Origin of the sequence: Sulfitobacter sp. SBS6 (genome assembly GCF_048285585.1) — a bacterium.
In the GTDB taxonomy this organism is placed as follows: domain Bacteria; phylum Pseudomonadota; class Alphaproteobacteria; order Rhodobacterales; family Rhodobacteraceae; genus Sulfitobacter; species Sulfitobacter pontiacus.
On sequence record NZ_JBLWBA010000006.1, the window covers coordinates 601069 to 623699 of the forward strand.

Consider the following 22631-nt stretch of genomic DNA (forward strand, 5'->3'; position numbering starts at 1 on the left):
CAGTTGCACTAAGCCAAGCCCATGCTTGATCAACCCGAAGATATTCACCCGCTCTTCAACGGTGCCCCCCAAAGCACCGAGTTTCGCAAACTGCGCAAACGTCTTGTGCGACAAACGCGCGAGGCGATTGAGCAATACGGGATGATCGAACCCGGCGGCAAATGGCTGGTTTGCATGTCCGGGGGCAAAGATAGCTACACCCTGCTGGCCATCTTGCACGAGCTCCAATGGCGCGGTCTTCTGCCCGTCGAACTGGTCGCTTGCAACCTCGATCAAGGTCAGCCCAATTTCCCCGCCACGGTCTTGCCCGCGTTTCTTGAAAAGATGGGTGTCAAACACCGCATCGAATACCAAGACACCTATTCCATCGTCATGGATAAAATACCCGCGGGCCGCACATTCTGTGCGCTGTGCAGTAGGCTTCGTCGGGGGCACCTCTATCGCATCGCACGCGAAGAAGGATGTACCGCTGTTGTCCTAGGCCACCACCGTGACGATATCCTAGAGACGTTTTTCATGAACCTGTTTCATGGCGGGCGCTTGGCAACCATGCCGCCAAAACTCGTGAACGAAGAAGGCGATCTGTTTCTATACCGCCCCCTCGCCCATGTTGCGGAGGTCGATTGCGAAAAATTCTCTACTGCCATGAATTATCCAATCATTCCGTGTGATTTGTGCGGCTCGCAAGACGGTCTGCAACGCCAGCAGGTAAAATCGATTCTAGACGGCTGGGAGGCGAATAGCCCCGGACGCCGTCAGGTGATGTTCCGCGCGCTGATGAACGCACGCCCTTCGCATCTGTTGGACCCGAACCTGTTTGATTTTGCAGGCCTCACTCGGGACAAGTAAACCCTCGAAAAGCTGAGAGTTTTATTCAAATTCTGTAGACCAAAGGCAGAACATTAATCTTTTGGTCAGAGGCAAGGGCTATAGGTATGGCGGTAACACTGTCAGCCGAGGCTTCATTTGCAACAGGATCTTCAATCTAATCGTTCCGAGCGTAGCACAACCCGTCGTCATTTACCCGCTGGCCTCGTGCTTTTGCTGGGGTTTGCGTTGTCCGTGCTTTGGTTCGGCTGGCAGGGGTTAATTTTCATCGGCTTTATCGCCCCCCCTTTGCTGTATTTGGCTTCAGATAGGTGGCGTAGTACACCATCAGAACCAATGCGAACGCGCCCCCTGGATAGGACGGCCACTGCCCGACCAAGCGGCGGCACCGATCCTACACCTCGGGAACCGATGCAGCACGCTCGAACTCTATTTCAGCCTCAGATATCCACCCATTCCGGTATGATCACCGGGTTTTCTGCAGTTCCGGCCTGCCACACCAGCATGAACACCGATATGGCCGCGCCGCTCAACGCATCGGAAATTGCAGAGGATGAAACTCCTTTCAGTCACTTCAGCAGTCTGACCCACGCGCTGCACAGGGCCAAAACCCTGCAACGAACGTCTCACTTTCCTTTTATCATCACATGCAGCCTGTCTACCGAGCAAGTGGATGACGTGCAGCTGCCGGCAAAACTGGAATGGGAACTTGATCGTCTTGACGTCAAACCCGGTACTTTGCGACTAGCCCTACCGCAACACCTTTGCCAGCATACGCCTTCTCACCCACTGATTTCCACATGCCGCGACCTTCGTACGCTAGGATGCGGTATCGCGCTTAACGGTTTTGGCAGCGGTCCGCACTGCGTTGAGATTATTCAAAAATGCGGCATTGACCTCGCGATTATCGAACCGTCTCTCACCAATGACGTTGATAAACACCCCAACCGTCGCCGCATCCTGTCAGCGGTAGTTGCGATGGCTCATGATTTAGGCGTCGAAACCCTGGCCGGTGATATACGAACCGCCGGAGAGCATAGCTTATTGTCTCAACTGGGCTGCGACCATGTTCAAGGCGACGGCATCGCGCCGCCCATGCAGATACACGAAGCGACCACTTGGATGCATACACATAGCCAAAAACTGACACGCCTGCCCAGTGTGGTAGGTGGCATTCGTTGATGTTCAGCTTCGACAGATCAGTATGCACCAAAGGGGAAAAGGCGAATCTACTTGACCTTTGGTGCCTTACTCTGTTGAACCCACGCTGATATTACAGGCATCAGGTGACGGTCACATGGACGATCAAAACAAGAATCTCATTTTCGCGACGGTTCTAAGTTTCATAGTCATCCTAGGATGGTTCGTGTTGTTTCCGCCTCCGGAAACCGAAACCATCACTGACCCGGCTGCCACACAGCAAGTGACGGACGCAACCTCGACAGAGGCTGTTGTCCCTTCAAGTGCAGGCGCAGCGGACAATGTTACCGACGCGTCGGACGAGGCAACGGCAGCTCTCGAAGAAGCACCGCGTATTCCCGTTGAAACGGCTCGCATTTCCGGCTCAATCTCACTGCTAGGGGGGCGGGTCGATGACCTTCATTTGAAGGATTACAACACAACTATCGAAGAAGATGCTCCCATCGTAAGCTTGCTATCACCTGCAGGCACACCCGACGCATACTATGCACTATACGGCTGGGCTCCAGGTGCGGGGATTGCCCCTGAACAAGTTCCAGGACCAAACACCCTTTGGACGCTTAGCCAAGGTGAGACGCTGTCAGTCGAAACCCCGGTCACGCTCACTTGGGACAACGACGCCGGTCAGCTTTTCTCACGCACCATCTCAATCGACGAAAACTATATGTTCAAGATCGAACAGAAGGTTGAGAACACTTCCGAAAACTCGGTTTCACTTGCACCTTACGGGCTAATTGCACGCCACGGTATTCCAAGCGACGCGCAGAATTTCTTCATTCTGCACGAGGGCCTTGTCGCCATGAACAATGGTGAACTGCTTGAGACCGCTTGGGATGATATTCCCGAGCTGGATGTCGTGAACGGCGTGCCATCCAAACGTATTGACGGTGTCACCAACGGCTGGATCGGCTTCACCGGGCACTATTTCATGACCAACCTGATCCCGGATCCGGCACAGCCAACGCGCTTATCAGTCAAGTACCTGCCACGCACCGAGATTTTTCAAACCGAATCCGTGATGCCGACGCAAACTGTCGCAAGCGGTCAGACAGCAACGGTCACCACACAGTTGTTCGCCGGCGCAAAAGAATGGGAAATTTTGCGCGACTATGAGGCGCAAGGCGTGTACAAATTTATCGACTCCATCGATTGGGGCTGGTTCTTTTTCCTGACCAAACCGATCTTTTGGGTACTTCACCATCTAAACCTGCTGATCGGCAACATGGGTGTCGCGATCATCGGCCTGACGTTGCTGATCAAAGCTCTGCTCTTCCCACTTGCGTATAAATCCTACGTTTCGATGGCGAAGATGAAAGAGCTTCAGCCACAGATGGAGAAGCTGAAAAAGGATGCAGGCGACGACCGTCAAAAGCTTCAACAGGGCATGATGGAGCTATATAAACGCGAGAAAGTGAATCCAGCCGCCGGCTGTCTGCCGATTTTGATGCAAATCCCGATTTTCTTTTCCCTCTACAAAGTGATCTTCGTTACGTTGGAGCTGCGCCACGCACCCTTCTTCGGCCCGTTTCAGGATTTGAGCGCCCCAGACCCGACATCTATCTTCAACTTCTATGGACTGCTGCCATGGGCTGCGCCCGAAGCAGGGACCGTTCTGGCCTTGGTCTTTATCGGGATCCTACCGCTGCTGCTGGGTATTTCGATGTTCCTGCAACAGAAACTGAACCCGGCTCCTACCGATCCCACACAGCAGATGATCTTTGCTTGGATGCCCTGGGTCTTTATGTTCATGCTTGGCGGTTTCGCATCTGGCCTCGTTGTCTACTGGATCGCAAACAACACGATTACCTTTACGCAGCAGTACCTGATCATGCGCAGCCAGGGCTATAAGCCTGATATCCTAGGAAACATTAAAGGCAGCATGAAATTCGGACGGAAGGGTGATCCGAAATAATGACAACGGTGACCCAGCTCTATCGCCACCCGCTCAAAAGCAATGGTCGCGAAGAGCTGGATCATATAGCGCCCTCCACGGGGCAGTCGATGCCCTGGAACCAGACCTGGGCGGTGGCGCATGGCACGGTGCCTCTAGATGAGACCGAATGGTCGCATTGTGCAAATTTGAGCACCGGGTCAAAAGTACCATTGGTTTGATGCCGCAACACCATGGAGCGAGCTTGATTGGGTCGGGAACGACGTGTCAGTTGGCAAAACTGTCCTACTCGTATGGGAACGCACCAAGCCGTGCCAAGCTATCACCGCGAATCCACACAACGGCGAACGCGACATCGACATATTGCGCGTATTGAGCACTTGGGATCACCAAGATTTCCGCGTATACGCCAAGGTCATTCACACGGGCTCCGTCGCAATTAGCGACCAGGTAAAGGTAATCTAACTCATGCAAGTCCAATTTAGCATCGCCGAAGAGCCTGATGCCTATGCAGCCGAAAAAGGCCGCATGCTATTTGCAGGCGAAACGCTGTTTGTGAAAGGCGTTGTCGCGATGGACGGCCTGCCACCCGCCGACCGGATGGAGGTGTGTTTTGCAGGGCGATCAAACGTTGGTAAATCGAGTTTGATCAATGCCCTGACGGGCACAAAAGCGCTGGCGAGAGCGTCCAACACGCCGGGGCGCACGCAAGAGATCAACTATTTTACCGCGGCCGACGATCACTACCTCGTCGATTTGCCCGGGTATGGCTATGCAAACGCCCCTCTACCCGTCGTCGAAAAATGGCAACGGTTGCTGAAACAGTACCTTTCAGGTCGGCAAACGCTCCGCCGGGCGTTTGTGCTGATCGACGCGCGGCATGGTGTGAAGAAGGTCGATGACGAAATCATGTCGTTGCTAGATAGCTCAGCCGTGACTTTTCAATGTGTCCTCACGAAAGCCGACAAGGTTAAAGAAGCTGAGCGTCAGAAGGTTCTGGATCAGGTCCGCGGTGCGCTTGCCAAGCACCCAGCCGCCTACCCCGAAATCGTGGTTACGTCTTCTGAAAAGGGCTGGGGCATCCCTACGCTCCGTGCCATTATCGCGACGTTGGAGTGACGAGCACTTCGGCGTTTACCGAGGCAGAGAATGAGAAAACAAGACATGAATCGCGACTGGATCGCCACCGCACGCACCCTGAGTCAAGCGCTCCCCTACTTGCAGCGTTACGCTGACGCGACCGTTGTTATAAAGCTGGGCGGTCACGCCATGGGCAGCGACGATGCGATGGAAGAGTTCGCGCGCGACGTAGCACTTATGCGCCAGGTCGGCGTGAACCCCGTCATCATTCACGGCGGCGGCCCGATGATCAATGACATGCTCGGTCGGCTGAACATCAAGTCCGAATTCGTAAACGGCAAACGGGTGACCGACGCTGCCACGATGGAAATCGTTGAAATGGTTCTGTCGGGCCTTGTGAACGCCCGCATTGTGCAAGCGATCACGGCACAGGGTGGGCGTTGCGTCGGTGTGTCTGGCAAGGATAGCGGCCTAATTATCTGTGATCAAGAGGACCCAGAGCTGGGGTTGGTTGGCGCACCGACCGAAGTAAACCCCCGTTTGCTCCGCGATCTAGCCGACAAAGGGATTATCCCGGTGATTGCGCCCCTTGGCATGGGCCGCAACGGTGAAACATTTAACATCAACGGCGATACTGCGGCGGGCGCGATTGCAGCTGCGCTGAAGGCAGACCGCTTGCTGCTGCTTACCGACGTTGCGGGCGTGAAGAATGCCGAAGGCGACGTACTGACGGAGCTAACAGCGAGCCAGATACGCGAGATGGTGGCAGACGGAACGATTGCCGGTGGTATGATACCCAAAACACAAACTGCGCTTGATGCGATCGACGGTGGCGTGCGCGCAGCGGTGATTTTGGACGGGAGAGCCCCTAACGCCTGCTTGTTGGAGCTTTTCACCGAACATGGCGCAGGGAGCATTATCCGCGGCCAGTAACAACGACTATATACATTACTGCATATTGCACCCTCCCCTGTTTCCGGCTGTTTGAGCTTCTTGCTTATGCGGCCGATACATTAAGGAAACGTTGATGAGACGCCTTATTCTGATGCGCCATGCAAAAGCAGGTTGGCCGGCGGGGATCGCGACGGACTTTGACCGGCCTTTGGATGACAAAGGTCGGCAAGACGCACATGCAATCGGGCGATGGCTCGACGCCGAAGACTACAGACCTGACCTTGCACTATGTTCTGCATCTCGGCGAACGTCGGAAACGCTCGAACTTTTGGAAATTCCCTCCGCTGTTAAACGAATCTTCACAGACCGCCTTTATCTAGCAGATACAGAACGGCTGATGGCGGCCATACAGGGCGCTGAAGGGTCCACAGTATTACTTCTGGCGCACAACCCCGGCGTGGCAGAGATGGCGCACCTCCTGCCCCGTGTAGGTGCCACAGCTCATCTTGCAGCGGGAAGCCCACCGGGTGCGACAATGGTGATGTCATTCGAAGTGGACGATTGGAGGGGTGTGCACTGGCACAGCGGCGACGTACAGGCGTACATGACGCCACGGATGCTTGCCCAATAAAAAAGGGCGGGGAAATCCCCGCCCTTGAAACTTAGTGGCCCAAAATCTGACTGAGGAAGAGCTTGGTCCTCGGGCTTTGGGGGTTGTTAAAGAACTCTTCAGGTTCGTTCTGTTCGACGATCTGGCCTTCATCCATAAAGATGACGCGGTTGGCCACCTGACGGGCAAAGCCCATCTCGTGCGTCACGCAGAGCATCGTCATGCCTTCCTCGGCCAGTTCGACCATCGTGTCCAGGACCTCTTTGATCATCTCCGGGTCCAGGGCTGAGGTTGGTTCGTCAAACAACATGATACGCGGACGCATACACAGGCTGCGCGCGATCGCTACGCGTTGCTGCTGACCACCAGAAAGCTGACCTGGATACTTGTCCGCCTGATCCGGGATCTTAACCTTCTCAAGGAAATGCATCGCGATTTCTTCGGCTTCTTTCTTAGGTGTTTTTCGCACCCAGATCGGAGCAAGCGTGCAGTTTTCGAGGATCGTCAAGTGTGGGAAAAGGTTGAAGTGCTGGAAACACATCCCGACTTCGGAGCGGATTTTGTCGATGTTCTTAACGTCCGAAGACAGCACCGTACCGTCGACTTCGATCCGGCCTTTCTGGTGCTCTTCCAAGGCATTGATACAGCGGATCAGAGTTGACTTCCCCGAGCCCGACGGTCCGGCAATAACAATACGTTCACCACGGTAAACGGTCAGGTCAATATCCCGCAGTACGTGAAAAGTACCGTACCACTTGTTCATGTTCTCGATGCTGATCGCGACCTCGTTCGAGACTTTCAGCGCTTGTGCTTGTTCAGCCATAATTACAGCCTTTCCTTAATGGTGGTCGGTCTGGAGTTGACGTTCCAGCCATTGTGAATATTGCGAGATGCCGTAGCAGACGACGAAGAAGAGCAAGGCGGCAAAGCCCCAAAGTTCCCAGTAAACGCCGTTCCAGTCAGTCGACGCTAGGATCGGCCCGCGGATCATCCCAACCAGGTCGAACATCGAAATAATCGACACCAGCGTAGTATCCTTGAACAACCCGACGGCCACGTTAACGATCCCTGGGATCGAGATTTTTAAGGCTTGGGGCAAAATAATCAGGCGCATGGCCTGCGCATAATCAAGGCCCAAGCTGTCTGCAGCCTCGTATTGACCACGTGGCAAGGCTGCCAACCCGCCCCGGATCACCTCGGCAATATAGGCCGACGCGAACATGGTGATCATGATGATAACACGCAGGATCAGGTCAAAGTTTGTGCCCGGTGGCAGGAAATAAGCCAGGACCACGTTGGCAACAAAAAGCAACGTAATCAGAGGCACCCCTCGGATAAACTCAATGAAAACAACGCAAATCAGTTTGATGATCGGCAAGCTCGATTGACGACCCAGCGCAAGCAGAATGCCCATCGGCAAGGACAAAGACACGCAGATCACGCCCAAGATCATGTTGAGCATAAAGCCCCCCATGTTCCGCGAGGCGACCGGTTCCAGCGCGAGCACGCCGGATAGGCTTGGCGTAATGAAGCCGCAGATAAACCACGTCACGACGCCTGCGATGAGACCCGCAAAAAGGCCGCCTGCAAAGCTTGTCTTAACGATTCTGCTGTAGACCACATAGGCAACCACAAAGGCCAGCAACGCCGACAACGGCACCAAAAGGGAACCGCCCCAGATCAACCAAAAGGCGATGAAAGGATAGATGACGGTAAACAGGATGAGCCCACGTGGCAGATTGCTAAACAGCACCGGTGACACAGCGACGAATAAGAGCACGAATGCCAATGTCGGACGCCAGTAGCCGTCCTGCGGATAGGCGATACCAAACAACAGTTGGTTCCAGCGTTCTGTCAGCACCGAGAAACAACCGGCTTGGACGCCGTCCAATACTTCGCGACACTCGCGAATGTTGGATGTCGTCCAAACCCCGCCCAGCAACCAAGGAAGGAAGCCGGAAAGGATCAGATAGATAACGTAAAGCGCTGCGAGCGTGAGAATGGTGTAAGGGATCGACGAAAACAGGCTTTCGCGGACCCATTTTACGGGCCCCTGCGCGGTTGGCGGGGGCGCGTGCTGTGGCAACATGGTGTCCCGCACATAAGGGACGGAGGCGGCGTGTGTATCTGACATCTTACCGCTCCTTCAAGCTGACAGAGTTGTTGTAAACGTTCATGATCGCAGAGATCGACAGCGAGATCGTGAGATAGAACAGCATCAGCAAAAGCACGCATTCGATCGCGCGGCCGGTCTGGTTCAAGGTGATCCCCCCCAGTGTCGCAGTGATATCGGCATACCCGACGGCAATCGCGAGCGACGAGTTCTTGGTGATGTTGAGGTATTGCGAAATCAGCGGCGGGATGATCACGCGCAACGCCTGCGGCAGAACCACAAGGTTCATGACCCGCTTCGGGCGCAAGCCCAGCGACGATGCAGCTTCGGTCTGCCCTTTTGAGATCGCCTGAATACCTGCACGCACGTTTTCGGCGATGAAGGCACCGGTGTATACGGACAAAGCCAACCACAATGCGATCAGCGGCGCGCCGATCTGCAGACCACCACGGAAGTTAAAGCCCTTAAGCTCGGGGTAATCCAATGCGATGGGGCTGCCCATGATGAAGAACATCACAATCGTCGGCACCAGCAAGATCGCGACAGTGGGCCATCCCATAGGCAGCAGCTTGCCCGTACGGAACAGAAGGCTAACCGCATACCGGCGATAGATAATCGCGGCGATGATCGACAGCACAAAGGTCGCAACCACGATCATAGACCCCGGGCCCCAAACCGGTGCGGGAATGTAGATGCCCCGGTTGGTGAAGGCGAAGGCGTCGAAAAGCATGCTCGACGTGGCGTTGTCACCGCGGAACTTGTTGGGCGCGGGCAAAACGGCCGTCATCAAGGTGTAGATCATCAGGATCCAGATCAGCACCGGAATATTCCGGAAAATCTCGACGTAGACCGACATCAGTTTGGACACGAGCCAGTTCTTGGACAGGCGTGCCACACCGGCGATCACACCCAGAATTGTCGCAGTGACACAGGCCAGAAACGCAACAAGAAGCGTGTTGATGATACCGACCATTGCGGCACGCAGGTTCGATGACTGGCTGTTATAATCGATTAAGGATTGGTTGATATCGTAGCCGGCTGGCACGTTCAAAAACCCGTAGGAGATGTTCAATCCGGCCTCTGCCAGATTTCGTACCAGGTTAATGCCCAGAAACGACATCAATGCGATAAGCAGTATCAGCGCGATAAACTGGAAAGTGTAGGATCTATAGCGGGTGTCGTTAAGCAACATCGACAGCCGGAACGAGCCCTGTTGAGGGTCGGACATTGTCGTCATCAGATTTTCCCTGTGTGCCGGACCTGTTTTTCACGCACCATTCGGTGTCGCGGGCCGGGTTTTATTTTTGCGTCGTATAGGCGCAAAGGGCGCGGAATTGCTCCGCGCCCCTCGACGGATGTGTTTAGCGGAAAGGAGGCGCGTACATCAGGCCGCCGTCTGTCCACTGAGCGTTCAGGCCACGGGCCAGACCGATTGGTGTTTCTTCGCCGATGTTCTTGGCAAAGATTTCGCCGTAGTTACCTTGCGACGCGATGGCTTTCTTTGCCCAGTCAGCTTCCAGACCCAGCATTTCACCCAAAGTACCTTCAGTGCCAAGCAGACGGGCAACTTCTGGGTTTGTGGTGTTTGTTGTCATCTCTTCGACGTTTGCCGATGTGACACCCAGCTCTTCAGCTGCGATCAGAGCGTAGAGAACCCAGCGCGTTACATCGCCCCAGTCGTTGTCGCCATGGCGAACAAGCGGGCCCAGAGGCTCTTTAGAGATGATTTCGGGCAGGATGATGTGCTCACCTGGGTTTTCAAAGGTCGCACGTGTCGCGGCCAGACCGGATGCGTCGGTAGTATAGGTGTCGCACGCACCGGCCAGATACTGCTGTTGGCCTTCGGCGTTTGTTTCAACAGGGACGGGCTCGTAGCTGATGTTGTTGTTGCGGAAGAAGTCCGCGAGGTTCAGCTCGGTCGTGGTACCGGTTTGGATGCAAACAGTCGCGCCATCCAGATCCTTGGCAGAGGAAACGCCAAGCTCTTTCGGAACCATAAAGCCCTGACCGTCATAGTAGTTCACGCCGATGAAGTCGAACTTGAGGTCGACATCGCGGCTGAAGGTCCATGTGGTGTTACGTGCAAGGAAATCGATCTCGCCCGAAGCCAGCGCGGTGAAGCGTGTTTTGCCGGTTGTGGGGATGAATTCGACAGCTGCGGGGTCGCCCAGTACAGCAGCGGCAACGGCGCGGCATACCGCCACGTCAAAGCCTTCCCATTCACCATTGGCGTTGGGGGCCGCAAAGCCTGCCAGACCGGTGGTAACGCCGCAGTTCAGCTTGCCGCGCGCTTTGACATCGTCAAGCGTGGACGCAGCAGCTGCACCAGCCGCAAGGCCGGTTACTGTTAGCGCACCAAAAAATACGGATTTGTTCATTTTAACCTCTTCCTGATTTTCCGCCACGTTTTAGGGCGGTTCACCCGGCACCTTTTCGGACCGGAGATGTTTTGGCGGGGTTATCCCCGTCAGTGGAAGGGAGTTTGGGCGAATTTACGCCGGAACGTCAAGTCAGTGTGCTTAAAAAATGCCCTCAATCCTATGTATTGGGGTCACCGTGAAACCTATTCGGGCACGCTCAGGTCAAACATCAACTTAGCGTGTAAGAAACTAGTCTTTTTCACTGCGGCTAAGGCGTTTGCCTCGTCATCATTGCCCCACTGTTCGGCCTGCCAAATCTCGTCCAGACGCGAAATTTCCCAAATCGATTCCGCTTCCTTTGCGTCAAGCGCCGCCGCAAAGCCCAAGATTAGTGAGCCAGACAGGCTCACAAGGTCGTGGAAGGCAGCGAGTTGAAAGTTGCTTAACGCATGGGTGCGCGCCGACAGGCGTGCGACATCCGCAGGTGACTGGGGTTCGTGCATGATCCCCACTCGGGTCTGCAAGCTCACGCCCAAGGCCTCGCGGGCCCACTCCAGCATGGGGTCCCATTGTTCGGCTTGCCGCGCGACCAGCTCAGCCGGGCTATCCGCGCGATAGCACAGCAGATCACAGTCGCCGTAGGCCGCCAACATATCCGCAACCTCGGCATGTTGCAGCGCAACCTTGTCGATCGCGGCATTGGCGGTTTTGGTGGCGGGCATGGTGTCGGGGTTGATCACCCCGTCCTGTGCTTGCCACTCGGCGGCGATTTTCTGCGCCATAGCGCGGGTTGGCACCACCAGTGCACGTTTGGCCGGCGTCTTGATCCCGCGCCCGTCAAGCTCGACAGTATAGCCACCCTCCGCCTCGACAACGGCCGCCTCTTTCCAGAAACGTTTCGCTTTCCAATCTCTCACCCCCAATCCTCCTCGAACGGGTCAGCAGGCACGTCAGAGGGTGCCCACTGGAACGTGTCCCAGGTGCGCGCCATATGGTCCGGCAGCGGGGCCGTGAGGTTCAGTCGCGCCTTGGTTACAGGGTGCTCCAGCGTCAGGGATCGCGCATGCAGGTGCAGCTTCTTAGAGATATCACCCCCCAGTTGCGCACCCCATCCGTCGCCCATGTTCTCCTGACCTGAACCGCCATATTTGCCATCTCCGACAATGGGATGCCCGATTTCAGCCATATGCGCACGCAGCTGGTGCGTCCGGCCGGTCACAGGGATCAGCGCCATCCAGCAGGTTCGCTTACCGGCTTGTGCGAGGGTCGCATAATCGGTGGTCGCGCGCTTGGCGCCTTCGGTTGTTTCCATGTCTTTCGGGTGGACGCAGTACATCTTTTCGCCCTCACCGCGGGCCCCGTGACCGAAGGCTTTGACCAGCCCGAATTTGATCGTCCCGTTGCGCGGATGCGGGACGCCCGCGACCGCAGCCCAGTAAATCTTGCGGGTTTCGCGATGGCGGAACGACGCTGTCAGCGCGGCGGCAATTGACCGTGTCCGCGCCATGATCAGCACGCCAGAGGTGTCTTTATCCAAGCGGTGCACAAGGCGCGGCTTTTCATCAAGCTCGAACATCAAAGCATCGGCAAGCGCGTCGACATGGCGGTCCGATTGACCAGACCCGCCCTGCACCGGCAGCCCCGGCGGTTTGTTTAGCGCGATGATGTGATCGTCGCGATAGATCACACAAGACCGGATAAACTTGGTATCCGCCTCTGATATCCGCGTGCGCTTGGGCGGCGGCGGAGCCTTTTCATCAGGCAGCGGCGGGATACGCACGGTCTGCCCGACCTCAAGCCGAGTAGAGGCTTTGACCCGCCCCCCATCAACACGGATGTCACCTTTACGGCACATCTTTTCGATCAGCCCTTGGCCAATCAGCGGAAAGGTCCGTTTGAACCAACGGTCCAACCGTTGATCCCCGTCGCCTTCTTCTACGACCAGATGTTGAACCCGGCTCATGCAAATACCCCTCTGGCCACGAAAAGGCCCAGCATTAATCCTAGCACCGATAGCCCGACGGACAGTGCCACATATATCCCTGCCGCCCCGATCTGGCCGCGCTCAATCAACGTGACCGTCTCGAGCGAGAAGGACGAGAACGTTGTAAAGCCGCCAAGCACACCGGTCATCACAAACGGGCTGATCTGCGTCAGCCCTTTTTGTGCGGCACACACCACAAAGAGGCCCATCAAGAACGACCCGATGATGTTGACCGTCAGGACCGCGATCGGAAAATCCGACAGCCCGACCAGCCGCGTCACGGCGACACCAAACAGATACCGCAAGGAGGCACCGATCGCGCCGCCCATAGCGACAAGGGACAGGGTTGAAATCATCTGCGGTCTCTCACGGTTCACGCCCCGAATGTCAAGTTTTCCGCGTTGCCCGCAGCTTTTCGAAATAATCGACGCGTTTTTTCAGGTCACGTTCAAAGCCTCGTTCGACAGGTTGATAGAATTGCGGTCGCTCCATCCCGTCGGGAAAGTAGTTCTGGCCGGAAAACCCGTCTTCGGCATCATGGTCATAGGCATACCCCGCGCCGTAGCCCTGTTCCTTCATCATCTTGGTGGGCGCGTTCATGATGTGCTTGGGCGGCAAAGAGGACCCGGTTTGCTTGGCCGCACGCCGCGCTGCCTTATAGGCCACGTAGGCCGCGTTCGACTTCGGGGCCAGCGCGAGATACGTCAACGCCTGCGCAATCGCCAGCTCCCCTTCGGGCGAGCCGAGCCGCTCGTAGGTCTCCCACGATTGCAGGCAAACAGACTGCGCCTGCAGATCGGCAAGCCCGATATCCTCGACCGCCATGCGCGTGATCCGGCGCATCAGATACCGCGGGTCTTCGCCCCCCTCCAGCATCCGCGCCAACCAGTACAGCGCCGCGTCAGGGTCAGAGCCGCGCACGGATTTATGCAGCGCTGAGATGAGGTTATAATGCGCGTCCCCCCCTTTATCGTATTGCGCCGCGCGCCGCATCAACCGCGCCGACAGGGCTTTGCCGTCCAGCTTGCCCTCGACCTTCCAGGCGGCGACTTGCTCTATCAGGTTGAGCAACGCACGCCCGTCGCCATCGGCCATCTCAAGCAGGTTTTCACGCGCAGGCCCGTCCAGTGGCAAGCCACGACCCAGTTCCTTTTCGGCCCTTTGGGCCAGCCGTTCCAGATCAGACAGCGGCAAGCGCTCCAACACCAGAACCTGCGACCGGCTCAGCACAGCGGCGTTCAGCTCGAACGATGGATTCTCGGTCGTGGCCCCGACCAGCAGGATCGTTCCATCCTCCATATGAGGCAGGAAGCCGTCCTGCTGCGCCTTGTTAAAGCGGTGGATCTCGTCGACGAACAGCAGTGTCCCCTGCCCGTTCTGTCGCCGGATTTTCGCCGCATCAAAGACCTTGCGCAGCTCAGGCACACCGCTGAAAATCGCGCTGATCTGCACGAAATGCAGGTCCGTCTCATCTGCCAGCAGTCGCGCGATCGTCGTTTTGCCAACGCCGGGCGGGCCCCAGAAAATCAGCGACCCCAGCGACCCCGACTGCAGCATGACCGTCAGCGGCGCGTCCGGCCCCAACACTTGTGACTGGCCGATGACCTCGCCCAAGCTTCGCGGGCGCAGCCGGTCTGCCAATGGGCGGTGCCCGCTTTCCACAGCCGGCGCGTCCGATCCAAATAGGTCCGCCATCGCGCTAGACCCGGAATTGCAGCGACAGACGCTGCACGCCACGCTGCACCACCATCGACACCTGACGGCTGCCCGCCATCTGGTCGCTGACATCCGACGGTGTTTGCACCTCGGCCCCGTTCACGGCCAAGATCACATCCCCCTGCCGCAACCCCACGCGCGCACCATAGGGCCCGGTATCCATCACCGCCACGCCCGCTACCTCAAGCGGGAGGTTCAATTCAGCCATCACAGCAGGATTGATCCGCGCCAACGCCAACCCCGGTAGCAAGCTGCTGTCATCCAGCGTCAGAGCGGCACGCGATGGCTCTTCCGGTGCGGCGATCAAGGCGACCTCAACATCTTCCACCGCGCCATCGCGCAGCCGCGTGATCCGCGCTTGCGCCCCCATCCCGGCCACACTCATGCGGTAGATCATCTCGGCGGGTGTATGTACCTCTTGCCCATCGACTGCCGTGATCACATCGCCGACTGCAACACCGGCCTTCAGAAACGGGCTGGCAGGGTGCATCCCAGACACGATGATGCCACCAGGCCGGTCCAGCCCCAGCGGGCCCGCCATATCCGCGTCCACCGGCTGCCCGCTCATCCCCGTCCAAGGTCGGGTAAATTCAACGGCCCCATCGCGCGCCTGCGCCATGAACGCCGCGATCAAATTGGCAGGTATCGCAAAGCCGATCCCGTTTGAACCGCCAGAGCGTGTCAAGATCGAGGTGTTGATCCCGATCAACCGGCCCTCTACGTCGATCAACGCACCGCCAGAGTTGCCCGGGTTGATCGGCGCATCCGTCTGGATGAAGTACCCCTGCCCGCCACCGTTCATCCCGCCAGACCGCGCAAGCCCTGACACGATCCCGCTGCTCACCGTTTGCCCGACCCCAAAGGGGTTGCCGATGGCTAGCGTCAACTCGCCGACCTCGACGGTATCGCTATCGCGCAACGACAAAGGGGTAAGGCCGTCTACGTCATCGATTTTCAGGATAGCCAGATCGCTCTCTGCATCGCTCAGCAGCACACGGGCGGAAAACTCGCGACGGTCCGACAGGACGATCCGAATGTCCGTCGACATCCCGACCACATGATAATTCGACACCACGATCCCGTCCTCCGACAGAATCACGCCGGACCCAAGCGAGTTCTGAACCCGCGGGCGGCCGGCATCTGGCCGTCGGAAGAAACGTTCGAAGAATGGATCAGCCTGCAGCGGCGTGCGGCTTTGTTCGACGATGGTGCGGGCGTAGATGTTCACCACGGCGGGCGCGGCCTCGCGGACCAGCGGCGCAAAGCTCAACTGGATCTGCGCGGCAGAGCTTGGCACAGTTTGCGCAGCGGCAGGGAAAGACAGAACGGTCAGCAGGATCAGAAGTATTCTCATGCCCCCAGATATGCGCAGCCATAGGCCCTTGCGCAACACCCGAGTTCCAAATGGATTTAAATCCTCGCCGAAGGCATAAAAGCAAAAAGCCCCTGCGTTGGCAGGGGCTTTCAGAATTCTTAACAAAAGCAGGTCGCTTTAGTCTTCGGCAACCTCATAGGCCGCTACGCGCGCCTTGTCGTTTGCACCCTTCGCGTCGCGGTCGCGATCTACGAATTCGATAATGGCCATAGGTGCCATGTCGCCATAACGGAAGCCCGCTTTCAGAACGCGGACATAGCCACCCTGACGGTCTTTGTAACGTGGGCCCAGGATGTCGAACAGTTTCGCGACATACTGGTCTTGCTTCAGCTTGCTTGCAGCCTGACGACGCGCGTGCAGGTCGCCGCGCTTTGCCAATGTGATCATCTTTTCGATGATTGGCTTCAATTCTTTGGCTTTTGGCAATGTTGTTTTGATTTGCTCATGTTCGATGAGCGAGCCTGCCATGTTCGAGAACAACGCCTTGCGGTGCTCATGTGTACGGTTCAGGCGGCGGTAACCACGTGCGTGACGCATTTTCTAGTCTCCAATTTAATGCCCTCTACGGGCGGTTTTACTTTGTCTGGTTGGCGTGCGTAGCGCCAACTCTCCTTGGGGCCGATGCCCGGTGGTATTGTCGGGCGGGGAAACCCCACCCGACAAATCTCTTAGAACGAATCCTCGAACTTTTTCGCGAGGTCTTCGATGTTGTCTGGTGGCCAGTCCTCGACGTCCATACCAAGGTGCAGGCCCATGCCCGACAGCACTTCCTTGATCTCGTTCAAGGATTTGCGGCCAAAGTTCGGCGTGCGCAGCATTTCGGCCTCGGTCTTCTGGATCAGATCGCCGATGTAGACGATGTTGTCGTTCTTCAGGCAGTTTGCCGAACGGACGGACAATTCCAGCTCGTCTACTTTCTTCAGCAGCAGCGGGTTGAATTCCAGACCGTCGTCGTCGTCCTGACGCGATGCGGATTCAGGCTCGTCGAAGTTGACGAAGATGCCCAGCTGATCCTGCAGAATACGCGCAGCAAAGGCCACGGCATCGTCGGGAGAGATGGAGCCGTCTGTTTCGACTTTCATCGTCAGCTTGTCATAATCCAGCACCTGACCTTCGCGGGTCGGCTGCACGTCATAGGACACTTTCTTGACCGGCGAATAGATCGCGTCGATCGGGATAAGACCGATGGGCGCATCTTCTGGCTTGTTCTTGTCTGCCGCAACATAGCCCTTGCCGGTGTTAACCGTCAGTTCCATGTAAACGTCAGCGTTGTCATCCAGGTGGCAGATCACGTGATCGCGGTTCAGAATTTCGATACCAGCGCTTTCAGAGATGTCACCAGCTGTGACAACACCCGGCCCCTTGGCAGAGATCGACAGGCGCTTGGGCCCTTCGACTTCCATGCGCAGGGAAACGCCTTTGAGGTTCAGAACGATGTCGGTGACATCTTCGCGAACACCCGCAACGCTCGAAAATTCGTGCAAAACATTATCAATTTGTACAGATGTGATGGCGGCACCTTGCAGCGACGACATCAGAACGCGGCGCAGCGCGTTGCCCATTGTCAAACCAAAGCCACGCTCGAGCGGCTCGGCGATGACAGTAGCCTGACGTGCAGGGTCATTGCCCGGCTTGACGTCCAACTGCTGTGGCTTGATCAATTCAGCCCAATTTTTGTGGATCATACGTCCCTCCATTCCTGTTCTGCGCCCCATGTCCAAATGGCGAAGAACTCCCGAGGTTTCAACAAAGCAGTAAGAGGCCGTGCGCAAAGGCGCGGCCCCCTTTGTAACTTATACTCTTAGACGCGGCGGCGTTTCGGAGGGCGGCAGCCGTTGTGCGCCATTGGGGTCACGTCACGGATCGATGTGATGTTGAACCCGGCAGCTGCCAGCGCGCGCAGGGCGCTTTCACGGCCGGAGCCGGGGCCTTGCACTTCGACTTCCAGCGTTTTCACGCCGTGGTCCTGGGCTTTTTTACCTGCATCTTCAGCAGCCATCTGAGCCGCGTAAGGTGTCGATTTACGCGACCCTTTAAAGCCCATGGTACCTGCGGAGGACCAGGAAATTGCGTTACCCTGAACGTCAGAGATCAGGATCTTTGTGTTGTTGAAGCTGGAGTTAACATGCGCCACACCTGCGGCGATGTTCTTGGAAACCTTACGCTTCGTCTTTGTCTTTTCGCGTGCCATTGATCAGACCCTCCCTTACTTCTTCTTACCGGCAATGGCCTTTGCAGGGCCTTTGCGCGTACGAGCGTTGGTGTGGGTACGCTGACCACGAACCGGCAGGTTACGACGGTGGCGCAGGCCACGGTAGCAACCAAGGTCCATCAGACGCTTGATGTTCATCTGCGTGTCGCGACGCAGGTCACCTTCGACAGTGTAGTTTTCGTCGATATACTCACGGATTTTCAGGATTTCAGCATCCGAAAGTTCGTTGATACGACGTGTGGAATCGATGCCAACAGCTTCGCAGATTGCAGCTGCGGAGGAGTTACCGATACCGGTGATATATGTGAGGGCGATTGGAACCCGCTTTGCAGTCGGGATGTTTACGCCGGCAATACGTGCCACGTGTGTGCTTCCTTTTCGTTGCGGGTCCGTCATGCCAGACCCTTTTTTCACAACGTGAAGCCCGAGGCGAATGTGCCGTCGGGCTCCAGCTGATCAGGTGTTCATGCGCAGGGCGTGATCGGTGCCCGTTGCAATTCGATTCTCTTACGAGATACGGCTGGTTATGAGGAATTGACCGGCGCGTCAACCCATAGCGGCGGTACGCCGTATGGATATGTCTTTCAATCTGAAAGCACCCCACCCTGCCCCTTACAATAGCAAAACGGCGCGCCTCGAAAAGCGCGCCGTTGCCTATCGATCGTAAGGTTGGATTAAGCGTCCAGAACCTTGGCGATGCTGTCCTGCACCTCTTTGATATCCGCCAGACCATCAACCCGCGTGAGCATGTTGTGGGCGTAGTAATAGCCCAACAGCGGCGAGGTCTTCTTGTAGTATTCCATCAAACGATTGCGGAGGCTTTCCTCGTTATCGTCTGCGCGGCGCTTGAAGTTAGACGCGCCGCATTTTTCGCACTTACCGTCGGCTGGCTGCGGCTTTGTCACGTCGTGATAGACTTCGCCACAGTTGCCGCAGGTGGACCGACCGGAGATACGCGCAACCAGCGCCTCGTCATCCACGCCCAGCTGAATCACGTGATCCAATGGCTTGCCCGTCGCTTCCAGCAGCTCACCAAGCGCGGTGGCCTGCGCCAGCGTGCGTGGGAAACCGTCAAAGATGAAACCGCCGTGGTCAGTGGTGTCTTCCAGCTTTTCGCGGATCAGGCCGATCACGATCTCGTCGGTCACCAAATCACCGCGCGCCATGACATCGGCAACCATGTTGCCCATCTCTGTCCCGCTGTCTTTGGCTTCACGCAGCATGTCACCAGTGGAAAGCTGTACCATATTGCGTGTCTCAACCAGATGACGCGCTTGTGTACCTTTACCCGCTCCGGGTGGTCCTAAGAGAATAATGTTCATCGACGTACCGGGCTCCGTTTTTTCCGTGGTTTGCCAGACTTACCGCGCAACTGGGAACGTTCAAGCAGACCTTCATACTGATGTGCAAGCAGATGGCTTTGTACCTGCTGGATCGTGTCCATGGTCACGGACACAACAATCAGCACCGACGTACCGCCAAAGTAGAACGGGATCGCAAACTGGCCACGCAGGATTTCGGGCAGAATACAAACAGCCGCGAGGTAAAGCGACCCGAGCACCAGAATGCGGTTCACAACATATTCCAGATACTCGGCGGTTTTCTTACCGGGACGGATACCGGGGACGAAACCGTTCTGGTTCTTCAGGTTGTCCGCAACCTCGTCAGGTTTGAAGCTGACGTTGAACGTGTAGAAATACGCAAAGAAGACGATCATCGCGACAAAGAACAGCAGGTACAGCGGCTGGCCGGGGCCGAAGTTGGCCAGCAGAACCGACATCACCGGACCGGTAGAATTGCCCGAGAACGTGCTGATCGTGACCGGCAGCAGCAGCAAAGAGCTGGCAAAGATCGCAGGGATAACACCGGCGGGGTTTACCTTGACCGGCAGGTGCGAAGAACCGCCATCGTACATCTTTTGCCCAACCTGACGGCGCGGGTACTGGATGTGGATCTTGCGCAAGGCGCGTTCCATAAAGACGACGAACATGATCGTCGCGATAACCATAACCAGAACGCCAACGATAATCGCGGGGCTGATCGCACCAGAACGACCCGAAGAGAAGAACTGCGCAATCGCGGCAGGAACCTCGGCGATGATGCCAACAAAGATGATCAGCGAGATACCGTTACCGATGCCGCGTGCGGTGATCTGCTCACCCAGCCACATCAGGAACATCGTGCCACCGACCAGTGTGATCATACAAGCGATGCGGAAATACATGCCCGGATCAGCGGCGATATCGCCAGCCTCAAGGGAGACAGCCAGGCCATAGGCCTGGAGCGTCGCCAGAGCCACCGTACCGAAGCGGGTGTATTGGTTGATCTTCTTGCGCCCCTGCTCGCCCTCTTTCTTGAGCTGCTCAAGCGCGGGCACCATCGAGGTCATCAGCTGAACGATGATCGATGCAGAGATGTAGGGCATGATACCCAAGGCAAAGATCCCCATACGGCCAAGTGCGCCGCCGGTGAACATGGAAACCATGCCGCCGATGCCTTGACCCGCGCTTTCCATAAACTGGCGCAGGGCGGTGCCGTCGATCCCGGGAACCGGAATGAACGTGCCAAGGCGATAAACGATCAACAACCCCAGAGTAAATAGAATCCGGTTGCGCAGGTCTGTCGCCTTGCCCAACGCGGACCAACTGGTGTTGGCGGCCATGCTTTCGACGGCTGATACCATGATATAGGGCTCTTTCTTTGCAAAAACGCCGCCCAAGCCGTTTTCCGGCGGGCGGCATTTGGGAAAACTCGATTGACTATGTAAGCGGGACGCGTCCCGCTCACAAGGCAAAAGGTCGGGTTACGCGTCTGCGTTTGCCGCGGCAGGTGCTGTGACGGTCAGTTTGCCGCCCGCTTTTTCTACGGCTTCAACCGCGGATTTGGATGCACCGGATACCTGCAGTTCGACCTTGGCGTTGAAATCGCCTTTGGCCAGAACGCGGATACCGTCCAACTTGCGACGAACCAGACCGGAGGAAATCAGCGCGTCCTCGGTGATCGCAGCGGAGGCGTCGATCTTTTTGGCGTCGATGAATTTCTGGATCAGGCCCAGGTTTACAACGGCATAGGACTTCCGGTTTGGCTTGGTGAAGCCGCGCTTTGGAAGACGTTGGTACAAGGGCATTTGACCGCCTTCGTAACCGTTGATCGATACACCCGAACGGGATTTCTGACCTTTGATACCACGGCCACCCATTTTACCGGTGCCGGAACCAGGACCACGGCCTACGCGCTTGCGTTTCTTGGTGGCGCCTTCGTTGTCAGACAGTTCATGAAGTTTCATGTCGCTTCTCCTTTTGCCGGATGTGGCCCCCAGCGACGGGAGCGGCCAAACGCGGCGTTGCATGATTCTTGTGGCGGATTGGTCGCCACTGGGGGCGTATAGACGGGAGGCTTGAAGGTTTCAAGCCCTGCCCCAACTCCCAGGTGCCCCAGGCAAATGAAAACGCCCCGTAGTTTCCTACGGGGCGTCGATACCGAGCAACAAGACCATTATAAAGTCTCTAGCTTTCTAGGAAAGCGTTCAGCCTTTTTCTTCGATGATCTCAACCATGTGAGAGATCTTGCGGATCATGCCGCGAACGGAAGGCGTGTCTTCCAGTTCACGCACACGGTGCATTTTGTTAAGACCCAGACCAATCAACGTAGCGCGCTGGTCGGCGGGGCGGCGGATTGGCGAGCCAACCTGCTTGATTACGATCGTCTTAGCCATGCTTATGCCTCCTCAGCGACTTGTGCGGACGATTCAACATTGTCCTCACGCTTGGGCAGAATGTCTGCAACTTTCTTGCCGCGACGCTGAGCAACAGCACGTGGCGAAGATTCTTTTTTCAGGCCGTCCATGGTGGCGCGGATCATGTTGTAAGGGTTCTGGGTCCCGATGGACTTCGATACAACGTCCTTAACACCCAGCATTTCGAATACGGCACGCATTGGACCACCGGCGATGATCCCGGTACCTTCTGGTGCTGTGCGCATTACAACGCGACCGGCACCGTGACGGCCTTCCATGTCGTGGTGCAAAGTGCGGCCTTCGCGCAGCTGAACGCGGATCATTTGGCGCTTTGCTTGCTCGGTGGCTTTGCGAATGGCTTCTGGAACCTCTTTCGCTTTACCTTTGCCGAAGCCTACGCGGCCCTTTTGGTCGCCAACAACGACAAGTGCAGCGAAGCCAAAGCGCTTACCACCCTTAACGGTTTTGGAAACGCGGTTGATCGCCACTAGGCGGTCGGCGAATTCGGGTGTCTCGTCGCGCTGGTTGCGGCGGTTGCCACCCCGGTTGTCATCTCTTGCCATGCGGCATCATCCTTTTGGTGCTGCGCTTGCGCGCGTCATAGAGTCAATCCAAGTGGGCAAAGCCCCCGG

24 protein-coding genes and 1 pseudogene are annotated in these 22631 nt (G+C 56.7%); 7 read left to right on the forward strand and 18 right to left on the reverse strand.

Features of this window, described 5'->3' with window-relative positions:
• Positions 1 to 21: 21 nt before the first annotated feature.
• From ttcA to ACNQ62_RS11890, 7 genes and pseudogenes are all read left to right on the forward strand, one after another.
• Positions 22 to 849, forward strand: a complete 828-nt coding sequence (gene ttcA / locus ACNQ62_RS11860) for a tRNA 2-thiocytidine(32) synthetase TtcA (RefSeq protein ID WP_037965964.1) — start codon at positions 22 to 24, stop codon at positions 847 to 849.
• A gap of 390 nt (positions 850 to 1239) precedes the next feature.
• The gene (locus tag ACNQ62_RS11865; protein WP_418094938.1) at positions 1240 to 2010 is read left to right on the forward strand and encodes an EAL domain-containing protein; all 771 of its coding nucleotides are present in this window, start codon (positions 1240 to 1242) and stop codon (positions 2008 to 2010) included.
• 115 nt (positions 2011 to 2125) lie between these two features.
• Positions 2126 to 3940 (forward strand): membrane protein insertase YidC, encoded by a 1815-nt coding sequence (yidC, locus tag ACNQ62_RS11870; protein ID WP_064215822.1) that lies wholly within the window; start codon positions 2126 to 2128, stop codon positions 3938 to 3940.
• 216 nt (positions 3941 to 4156) lie between these two features.
• Positions 4157 to 4384: pseudogene (locus ACNQ62_RS11875) on the forward strand (MOSC domain-containing protein); the annotation flags it as partial.
• A gap of 3 nt (positions 4385 to 4387) precedes the next feature.
• The gene (gene yihA / locus ACNQ62_RS11880) at positions 4388 to 5038 is read left to right on the forward strand and encodes a ribosome biogenesis GTP-binding protein YihA/YsxC (protein WP_418094939.1); all 651 of its coding nucleotides are present in this window, start codon (positions 4388 to 4390) and stop codon (positions 5036 to 5038) included.
• Positions 5039 to 5068: 30 nt separating this feature from the next.
• A complete protein-coding gene (argB, locus tag ACNQ62_RS11885) occupies positions 5069 to 5932 on the forward strand; it encodes an acetylglutamate kinase (RefSeq protein ID WP_174226614.1) in 864 nt (287 codons plus the stop codon).
• A 94-nt stretch (positions 5933 to 6026) separates the two neighbouring features.
• On the forward strand, positions 6027 to 6524 hold the full coding sequence (locus tag ACNQ62_RS11890) for a SixA phosphatase family protein (RefSeq protein WP_168592995.1): 498 nt from the start codon (positions 6027 to 6029) through the stop codon (positions 6522 to 6524).
• Positions 6525 to 6555: 31 nt separating this feature from the next.
• Here ACNQ62_RS11890 and ACNQ62_RS11895 read toward each other — a convergent pair whose 3' ends face one another.
• The 18 genes from ACNQ62_RS11895 to rpsE all read right to left on the reverse strand — a co-directional run bounded on the left by ACNQ62_RS11895 (position 6556) and on the right by rpsE (position 22562).
• Positions 6556 to 7326, reverse strand: coding sequence for an amino acid ABC transporter ATP-binding protein (locus ACNQ62_RS11895; protein ID WP_005849767.1), 771 nt, complete (start codon positions 7324 to 7326; stop codon positions 6556 to 6558).
• A gap of 15 nt (positions 7327 to 7341) precedes the next feature.
• Positions 7342 to 8637: an amino acid ABC transporter permease gene (locus tag ACNQ62_RS11900; protein ID WP_348000926.1), complete on the reverse strand. Its 1296-nt coding sequence runs from the start codon at positions 8635 to 8637 to the stop codon at positions 7342 to 7344.
• A gap of 1 nt (position 8638) precedes the next feature.
• Positions 8639 to 9853 carry an amino acid ABC transporter permease gene (locus tag ACNQ62_RS11905; protein ID WP_037944857.1) on the reverse strand — a complete coding sequence of 405 codons (1215 nt, stop codon included), beginning with the start codon at positions 9851 to 9853 and terminating at the stop codon, positions 8639 to 8641.
• A gap of 124 nt (positions 9854 to 9977) precedes the next feature.
• A complete protein-coding gene (locus ACNQ62_RS11910; protein ID WP_418094940.1) occupies positions 9978 to 10994 on the reverse strand; it encodes an amino acid ABC transporter substrate-binding protein in 1017 nt (338 codons plus the stop codon).
• A gap of 185 nt (positions 10995 to 11179) precedes the next feature.
• Positions 11180 to 11893, reverse strand: a complete 714-nt coding sequence (locus tag ACNQ62_RS11915; RefSeq protein WP_418094941.1) for an ATP12 family chaperone protein — start codon at positions 11891 to 11893, stop codon at positions 11180 to 11182.
• On the reverse strand, positions 11890 to 12939 hold the full coding sequence (locus ACNQ62_RS11920; protein WP_005849777.1) for an RluA family pseudouridine synthase: 1050 nt from the start codon (positions 12937 to 12939) through the stop codon (positions 11890 to 11892). The genes ACNQ62_RS11915 and ACNQ62_RS11920 overlap by 4 nt, the downstream gene beginning before the upstream one ends.
• A complete protein-coding gene (gene crcB / locus ACNQ62_RS11925; RefSeq protein WP_418094942.1) occupies positions 12936 to 13316 on the reverse strand; it encodes a fluoride efflux transporter CrcB in 381 nt (126 codons plus the stop codon). The genes ACNQ62_RS11920 and crcB overlap by 4 nt, the downstream gene beginning before the upstream one ends.
• A gap of 31 nt (positions 13317 to 13347) precedes the next feature.
• On the reverse strand, positions 13348 to 14655 hold the full coding sequence (locus tag ACNQ62_RS11930) for a replication-associated recombination protein A (RefSeq protein WP_418094943.1): 1308 nt from the start codon (positions 14653 to 14655) through the stop codon (positions 13348 to 13350).
• A gap of 4 nt (positions 14656 to 14659) precedes the next feature.
• Positions 14660 to 16030, reverse strand: a complete 1371-nt coding sequence (locus ACNQ62_RS11935; protein WP_418094944.1) for a trypsin-like peptidase domain-containing protein — start codon at positions 16028 to 16030, stop codon at positions 14660 to 14662.
• 138 nt (positions 16031 to 16168) lie between these two features.
• Positions 16169 to 16588 (reverse strand): 50S ribosomal protein L17, encoded by a 420-nt coding sequence (rplQ, locus tag ACNQ62_RS11940; RefSeq protein WP_005849785.1) that lies wholly within the window; start codon positions 16586 to 16588, stop codon positions 16169 to 16171.
• A 131-nt stretch (positions 16589 to 16719) separates the two neighbouring features.
• Entirely contained in the window at positions 16720 to 17736 is a 1017-nt protein-coding gene (locus ACNQ62_RS11945; RefSeq protein ID WP_005849787.1) for a DNA-directed RNA polymerase subunit alpha, read from the reverse strand.
• A gap of 116 nt (positions 17737 to 17852) precedes the next feature.
• Positions 17853 to 18242, reverse strand: a complete 390-nt coding sequence (gene rpsK, locus ACNQ62_RS11950; RefSeq protein WP_005849789.1) for a 30S ribosomal protein S11 — start codon at positions 18240 to 18242, stop codon at positions 17853 to 17855.
• Positions 18243 to 18257: 15 nt separating this feature from the next.
• Complete coding sequence (gene rpsM / locus ACNQ62_RS11955; RefSeq protein WP_005849790.1) at positions 18258 to 18626, reverse strand: 30S ribosomal protein S13; 369 nt, start codon at positions 18624 to 18626, stop codon at positions 18258 to 18260.
• A 311-nt stretch (positions 18627 to 18937) separates the two neighbouring features.
• The gene (locus ACNQ62_RS11960; RefSeq protein ID WP_286780451.1) at positions 18938 to 19585 is read right to left on the reverse strand and encodes an adenylate kinase; all 648 of its coding nucleotides are present in this window, start codon (positions 19583 to 19585) and stop codon (positions 18938 to 18940) included.
• Positions 19582 to 20946, reverse strand: a complete 1365-nt coding sequence (gene secY / locus ACNQ62_RS11965) for a preprotein translocase subunit SecY (protein WP_037945112.1) — start codon at positions 20944 to 20946, stop codon at positions 19582 to 19584. Before secY ends, ACNQ62_RS11960 begins: the two co-directional genes overlap by 4 nt.
• A 120-nt stretch (positions 20947 to 21066) precedes the next feature.
• Positions 21067 to 21549 carry a 50S ribosomal protein L15 gene (gene rplO, locus ACNQ62_RS11970; protein ID WP_005849796.1) on the reverse strand — a complete coding sequence of 161 codons (483 nt, stop codon included), beginning with the start codon at positions 21547 to 21549 and terminating at the stop codon, positions 21067 to 21069.
• Between the two features lie 240 nt (positions 21550 to 21789).
• Complete coding sequence (rpmD, locus tag ACNQ62_RS11975) at positions 21790 to 21978, reverse strand: 50S ribosomal protein L30 (protein ID WP_005849797.1); 189 nt, start codon at positions 21976 to 21978, stop codon at positions 21790 to 21792.
• 2 nt (positions 21979 to 21980) lie between these two features.
• Complete coding sequence (rpsE, locus tag ACNQ62_RS11980; RefSeq protein ID WP_005849799.1) at positions 21981 to 22562, reverse strand: 30S ribosomal protein S5; 582 nt, start codon at positions 22560 to 22562, stop codon at positions 21981 to 21983.
• Positions 22563 to 22631 lie beyond the last annotated feature (69 nt).